This window comes from Endozoicomonas arenosclerae, from assembly GCF_001562015.1.
Lineage (GTDB): Bacteria > Pseudomonadota > Gammaproteobacteria > Pseudomonadales > Endozoicomonadaceae > Endozoicomonas_A > Endozoicomonas_A arenosclerae.
Genome location: NZ_LASA01000215.1, coordinates 1 through 6,449, shown reverse-complemented (window position 1 = coordinate 6,449; position 6,449 = coordinate 1). Strand labels below are relative to the sequence as shown.

General features: G+C 47.1%; 8 protein-coding genes. 4 read left to right on the top strand and 4 right to left on the bottom strand.

Annotation, left to right across the window (positions count from 1 at the left end; translation table 11 throughout):
* Nucleotides 1-740 precede the first annotated feature (740 nt).
* Nucleotides 741-2,210 carry an SLC13 family permease gene (locus WG89_RS27625; RefSeq protein WP_062270888.1) on the top strand — a complete coding sequence of 490 codons (1,470 nt, stop codon included), beginning with the start codon at nt 741-743 and terminating at the stop codon, nt 2,208-2,210.
* A 22-nt stretch (nt 2,211-2,232) separates the two neighbouring features.
* Here WG89_RS27625 and WG89_RS27620 read toward each other — a convergent pair whose 3' ends face one another.
* Nucleotides 2,233-2,574, bottom strand: coding sequence for a DUF2956 domain-containing protein (locus WG89_RS27620; RefSeq protein ID WP_062270886.1), 342 nt, complete (start codon nt 2,572-2,574; stop codon nt 2,233-2,235).
* 117 nt (nt 2,575-2,691) lie between these two features.
* On the opposite strand from WG89_RS27620, the gene WG89_RS27615 reads away from it, so the two are divergent.
* Nucleotides 2,692-3,744 (top strand): hypothetical protein, encoded by a 1,053-nt coding sequence (locus WG89_RS27615; protein ID WP_062270884.1) that lies wholly within the window; start codon nt 2,692-2,694, stop codon nt 3,742-3,744.
* A 23-nt stretch (nt 3,745-3,767) separates the two neighbouring features.
* Here WG89_RS27615 and WG89_RS27610 read toward each other — a convergent pair whose 3' ends face one another.
* Nucleotides 3,768-4,241 (bottom strand): GNAT family N-acetyltransferase, encoded by a 474-nt coding sequence (locus WG89_RS27610; RefSeq protein WP_216638577.1) that lies wholly within the window; start codon nt 4,239-4,241, stop codon nt 3,768-3,770.
* A gap of 13 nt (nt 4,242-4,254) precedes the next feature.
* Here WG89_RS27610 and WG89_RS31460 point away from each other — a divergent pair, with 13 nt between their 5' ends.
* Nucleotides 4,255-4,473, top strand: coding sequence for a hypothetical protein (locus tag WG89_RS31460; RefSeq protein ID WP_172806946.1), 219 nt, complete (start codon nt 4,255-4,257; stop codon nt 4,471-4,473).
* Nucleotides 4,474-4,698: 225 nt separating this feature from the next.
* On the top strand, nt 4,699-5,802 hold the full coding sequence (locus tag WG89_RS27605; protein ID WP_062270880.1) for a carbohydrate porin: 1,104 nt from the start codon (nt 4,699-4,701) through the stop codon (nt 5,800-5,802).
* Here WG89_RS27605 and WG89_RS27600 read toward each other — a convergent pair whose 3' ends face one another.
* The gene (locus WG89_RS27600; RefSeq protein ID WP_062270878.1) at nt 5,803-6,222 is read right to left on the bottom strand and encodes a cupin domain-containing protein; all 420 of its coding nucleotides are present in this window, start codon (nt 6,220-6,222) and stop codon (nt 5,803-5,805) included. It abuts the gene before it with no gap.
* Between the two features lie 33 nt (nt 6,223-6,255).
* Nucleotides 6,256-6,449 (bottom strand): hypothetical protein (locus tag WG89_RS27595; protein ID WP_216638576.1); only part of this gene is annotated, 194 nt, incomplete at its 5' end.

Genomic DNA, 6,449 nt, shown 5'->3' with positions numbered 1-6,449 from the left:
GCGTATAACTTGAGGCGGATGTTCAGCCTGAAACAAGTGAATGAAGAGCAGTGGTTGGAACTGGTCTTGTTGGCGACTTATCTGTGGCACTATTGGGCTGATCTGAGGCCAAGAGTGAGAAAAATCATAAGGACAAGTTGAAAATGTAATGCGCCGGAGAGGGTTTTATAAGTTCTCTCCGGAATAGTCAGAGTCTGAAATTACTTGAACTGCGTTTATGGGTTCAAGTCCGACAGGCTGCTAGGGTCGACTTCCATGGGAGTCGTTTCAGCGGGATGCTGTTGTGCTAACTTTGACTCCTCCTCATCCTCCATCTGATTAATCATGTCCTGCATACACTGCAGACAGTAATAACCCCCACTGCCATCTGGTTCCATGAGATTTTTTGTGTGCTTGCTGCAATACCGTTTCTCGCAGGGAGGTCTGTCCGCTGCCTTTGCCTCAGGGATAGATACAGCCGTTGATGCAACCAGTATCGATAAGACACGGATAAAGAAAGCTGCCTTGATAGCAAAGTATTTCACTGTAAACCGGAGTCCATTGCTGTAAGTACAGGGTTATATTTGTTTCTGATGAGCTGATCGTAGAAGAAAGAGGGGGGTTTTGCTGAAAATGCAACTGGTTAGAATGACCGTTTACCAAATCACAGTGTGATTGTACTTTCGCATTTTGACAGAGGACTTGTGAATAATTCAGGGAAGTGACCGACTTATAAACAGAAGACTTCTCAGGAACAGACCATGAGCGAACCGTCCACTTCACCAGAGCTGGAAGCCGGGGCCAATCCCTATATCTGGCTACTGGGGCTGATTGCAGGGATTGCCCTGTTTGTGATGACACTGCTATTACCCGCTCCTGAGAGCATGCCTGTTGCCGCCTGGCAGTGTGCGGGGCTGGCCATGATGATGGCCGTTTTCTGGTCTCTGGAGATTCTCCCCATACCCATTACGGCTTTGATGCCCCTGCTTCTGGCTCCAATGGTAGGGCTGGTTTCTCTGGATAAAGCCGCTTCGGCCTACGCCCATCCGGTCATTTATCTGTTTATGGGTGGATTTATGCTGGGTCTGGCCATGGAGCGCTGGAATCTTCACCGCCGTATTGCATTGCTAACCATGCTGGCTTCCGGCACCGGAGAGCGCAGACAGGTCATTGGATTCATGCTGGCCACTGCTTTTATCAGTATGTGGGTATCCAATACCGCTACGGCCATTATGATGCTGCCGATAGGCATGTCTGTGATTGCCATGATGAAAGAGGAACGAGGTTCCCATGGTAACTTTCCTTCAGCTCTGCTTCTGGCTATAGCCTATGGCGCCTCTATCGGTGGTTTTGGCACTTTAATTGGCACGCCTCCCAATGCTTTGTTGGCGGCATTTCTCAGTGAACAGTACGGGATTGAAATTGGTTTTGCCCAATGGATGATGATTGGCTTTCCGGCGACCTTACTGATGCTTCTGGTGACAGGCTGGTGGCTGAGCTCGGGTGGTTACAAACTCCGTCCCGGAGAAAGTGCATCTGTTCGGCAATCTCTGAAAGAGCAGTTAGCTTCAATGGGGTCGCTAGGTCGGGCAGAGAAATGGGTGGCAGTGATCTTTACCCTTACTGCATTGGGCTGGATCTTCAGACCCTGGCTATCAGGCTTTTTGCCAGGGGTTCAGTTAACCGATACAGCCATTGCTCTTACGGGTGGTTTACTGATGTTTGTCATCCCTATTCGATGGGGAGAAAAGCTTGATTTTCTCCTGAACTGGAAAGATATTCGCAGGCTCCCCTGGGATGTGTTGCTGCTCTTTGGTGGTGGTTTGAGTCTGGCCGCCATTATTCGTAAAACCGGATTGGCCGAATGGATTGCCAGCAATTTCCAGGTATTGGACGGGCTACCCACCATTGCTGCGATTGCGCTGGTGGTCGCCGTCATTATTTTCCTGACCGAAATTACCAGTAATACCGCTACAACTGCTGCCTTCCTGCCGCCTTTGGGGGCGCTGGCGGTATCACTGGGGCTGGACCCGGAAGTCCTGGCCATTCCGGCGGCCATTGCTGCAAGCTGTGCCTTTATGTTGCCAGTGGCTACTCCGCCCAATGCTATTGTGTTTGGCTCCGGTATGCTGTCTATTCGTCAGATGGTTCGAAGTGGCCTGATTCTGAACCTGGCAGGTATTGTCATCATTACCGCACTCTGCGCTTTGCTGGTGGACAGGGTTTTCTAAAAGATGCGATCTGTCTGGAGTTTCAGGCCCCAGACGTTATCAAATACAGCACAAAAGCAACCCAGCTAAGGCCCAGCAAAAGCCAGGGAAGCCAGTGCTGTTTATAGTGGATAACTTCCTCGGTAATCGTTTCGGCTTCTTGCGAAGAGGTCTCAGCCTGCCTTTTAACCTTCTTCAGGTTTTTGTCGAGTTCCCGTGCTTTGGCCTTCTGCTGCTTTTTGTAATGCTCAATGCCTTTTTGAATGCCCTGAGCGATCAGTCGGGTTTGTTCTTTGGTTTGTCCCGGACGTTGAGTGGCTTTGGCTGCAGCCATTGCTTCTTCAGGGGTTTTTGAGGAATCAGTCTTCTTCTGGGGCCTGGCCATATTACGTTGCTGTCTCTGAAGCTTGGGGGAGAGTTCCGGATGATAATGCAAGATCTTAGCGAAATCAGCTCAGCCTTCTAAGATTAATCTCCTATCAAAATAATATTTCATACGGCTATGAAGACGATACTTCAGATATTGCTGCTGGCCATGCTTTGCAATGGTGTTGTTCTGGCAGATGAGAAGGATGGTAAGAGTAAGCCCGGAACCCCAGAAGAAAAGCAGGTCAGGCAGGAAGAGCTGGAACAAGAGAAGGATGATGCTGTTATTGATATGGGGGATTTCAATCAAGGGGAGACCATTACCTGCCCTTACGGATGTGGAGGTGCCTGTAATCATTTTCTGCCGGCCCCCAGAAATCGCCAGCTTTATCCTGTTGGGGAAGACCCCGGCAATTGGTATATGCTGCCTGATGAAAACGCGGATAAAACCAGAAGGCATTGCAATCCGGTTAGAATCAGTCTGGAAGTCATAGATCAGCTTTTCTACGGGGCTGTCTCCTTTTTGGGCTATTTTGCCATGGCCAATCAAGTGCTATTGGATGGAGCAATAGCCTGTCTGAACGGGCTCGTATCATTTTGCCAGCAAATTGATTTGCGACCTTCCCTTGATCAAAACCAGATGGTTGAAATCACGGGCGGTGAATCTGTTCTGGAAGCGTTTGTATCTCAGGCAATTAAAACAAAGGCTGGTGTTGCCAATACAAGTCTGTTGCTTAATTGGTCACTGGACCCATTGTCTGCCGCTGTGTTTTCGCTTCCTGTTTGGCTCAGGGCAAGGCAGTTGAGAGGCTATGGAGATTCCGTATTTTCCAAGCTTCAGAACTGGGTCAAGGCCCATAATTACCGACAGTCGACATACAGTAGTGTCGAGTTTTCCCTGGCAGAAGCTTTGCCTCAACTATCGTCTCATGCCTGGCTGGTTATAAATCACAATGGCTCTGTCGTGTTTTCAGTGGCGAATACCGGGCTGGATCTCTATAGTTTTATGGTGCATTCCAGTCCGGTTGTTTATCTGATCAGGGACAAAAGAGTACTGGATAACCTGATATATATCTTTAACGAACGGGTTTATCCACAGACGCAGTTTGGTGATGTCTGGTATTTCTATGACCTTGGGGAAGTGGATTATTATAAGCCACCTACCCAGTCGGAAGAGGATGAGGAATAAGAGAATGAAGACAGCTTTGACTCTCACGAGTGAGCTGATTTCTCAACGGTATGCTCCAGTTTGAATCCACGAGCTTTATAATTAGCCAATGCACTGGGGTGATCCAGTGAGCAGGTATTGACCTGAACCTTCTTCGCGCCCCAGTACCAGGCTTCCTCTATCGCCTTGCTAAGGAAGCCTCCACCTAATCCCTGCCCTATGAAAGGTTTGGCAAGTCCAAAATAAGCAAGCTCGACAATACTTTCCGGTTTTTTTTGCAATTCAAAGTATCCGGCGGGGCTGCCTGATTTATAGAGTACCCAGGTTCTAAGGTTTTCAGATTCTGCATACTCCTGCCACTGCTGCTCAGACCAGCTCAGCTTGTCGGTCCACTCCCAGTGCTTGCCCACGAATTCATACAGGAAGCGGTTGTACTCGAATAACTTCTCAGGACATTCACGTACTTCAAATCCAGAGTCAGGTAGTGGCTTTCCGATCAGTTCAGAGGGCGATGTCATCGCTAGGTACCAGATGGTGGTTGTTTGGGCTTTCTTCTCAGTCATTGGTGCTAGAACTTCTAATACTGTGCAGACAATGGAATTTTATCAGGCCGATAGTAAAGCTCTTTCCCCGGAAAATAACCTTATTTTTTCAGGGATGATTGATGAAGCTGAGGTGAATGAACTCAATAATTCCTTATCTTTTTATGAATTCAAATTGAACGGTGAAGGTGATCGGAGTTTTCAATAAAGGTATGAAAAAAGTCGATCGATTAAACATGATTTGAATCAATAGATGCTTTTTTTCGATATTGGCTACCCGGCATCTTGCCAATACTATTCGGTCACAATCTTTTGCTGATTCAATGATTGCCGGCAGGTGTCGGGGATTTAATTCGCCTGCCTTTTAATCAAAAGATTTAAAGACTGAATACACATCAGTTTGTAGATGTTAACTCCTTAAAAGAGATTTCTAATGAAAAAGACGCTTCTGGCCACCGCTGTATTAATGGCCTCTACGTCTGCTATGGCAGCCTGGACTTCTTCTGATGGTAATTTAACCATTGGTGGTGATGCTGAAATGAACTTTGACGTGATTAATAACGACAAAGGCATTGGCAGAGACGATAAAACCAGCACTCAGCTGGGTGATGATTCCCGTTTTCTATTGGACATCGCCTGGATGAATACTCAAGATAATGGCGCTTTTGTTACCGCTAGAGCACAGCCTTTGATTCGTGCCGATGGCAAAGTAGAAGTGGACGACGTTTACTTTGGCTTTGGTATGAAAGATGCCTGGATGTTCCAGATTGGTCGCTATGAAGCCATGGATCTGTTCCCTCTGGGTAAAGACGTTGCTGTATTCTATGCAGCAGGCTCCGATGGTATAGGTGATGGTGTTTATTATTACATGGCCAAAGAGGGGCGAGGCCGCAGTGATGATGCCGGTCAGGCTCGGGTAGTGGGTGAGTTCGGAAACTGGACGGCAGAAGTTTCTACTGTTTATGGTGATACCAGCGGTATTCTGAGTGGCTCTCTGGATTACCTGGATGATGGAAATAAAATCATTGAGTCTGATAACAACAGCTTTATGATTCGACCCGCTGTTAATTATTTAAGTGATGACGGTTTTGTTAGCGTCAGCTTTGGTGGTGAATACGAAGCCAATAAAGATTCAGTCAGTGTGACCAATAAAGAAACCGGTGAAATTTATGATCTTTCTCACCGCTATGGTTTGTCTGCTACCACTACATTGAATTTTGGTGACTTGAAATGGCATACCAGTGCAGCCTATCAGGATGCAAAAGAAGCCTGGAAAGCCCAGACATTTAACACCAATATTGAATACCTGAATGCTTTTGGTCTGGGTACTTCTTTTGCCAAAAATGATTTCAAGACCAAAGCGCACGACGCAAAATCTTATATTGTTTACACCACTTACACTATGCCGATTCTTGGTTTCAACAATGCAGAAGTTTCTTTTGCGCTGTCCTACTCAGAAACCAAAAATGCTTATGGTATGAAAGGTAACGACGAGGAAACCGTTGCCTTCCGTACCCGATTTAACTACTACTTCTGATCAGTTAAATCCATCCTCGGGCTGGTTACTGAATACCTGTCCGAGGGCTTTGACCAGCATACGATTGTGTTCCGGATAAACAACAATATCGCTTTGACTGTTCTGACTTACCATCAGAAAACGGCATACGGACTCACTGTGGTTCAGTAGAGCGTGGCCAATTTCTTCTCCGGCTAGAAAGCAGGCATAATCACCGGCAATCAAGTGAGATCGCTCATCACCTTCCAGTAGTGTGGCTTCCCCTTCTACCAGAAAAATGTGTTCTTCATCTTCGGTGTGAAACAACAATGGCGATGATTGCTTGCCAGGCTCAAGTTCTACCATACGCATGCTCAGGTTTTGGGCACCTGCAGCGCGACCCAGGTTTTTGGAGCGAGTACCAAACTGGTCACCGTGCTCCCATTCATCAGTATTTTCCAATCCTGAAATGAGCCTGAAGGCAGGTACTACTACCTAACCCTCGGCTTGTCGCTCATGAACTAATTGAAACAGGATTTCTCTGGCTTGTTGCAGCTTTCTGGCCGCTTCATTATCGGTCATGGCTTCCGCTTTGTCCTTTAGTTGGTCCAGTGTAATCCCTTCTTTCAGGTACTGTTCTGGTTCCTTCAGTGACAGGAACTTTTCGTAAGGGGTCATCATGTTTTCAT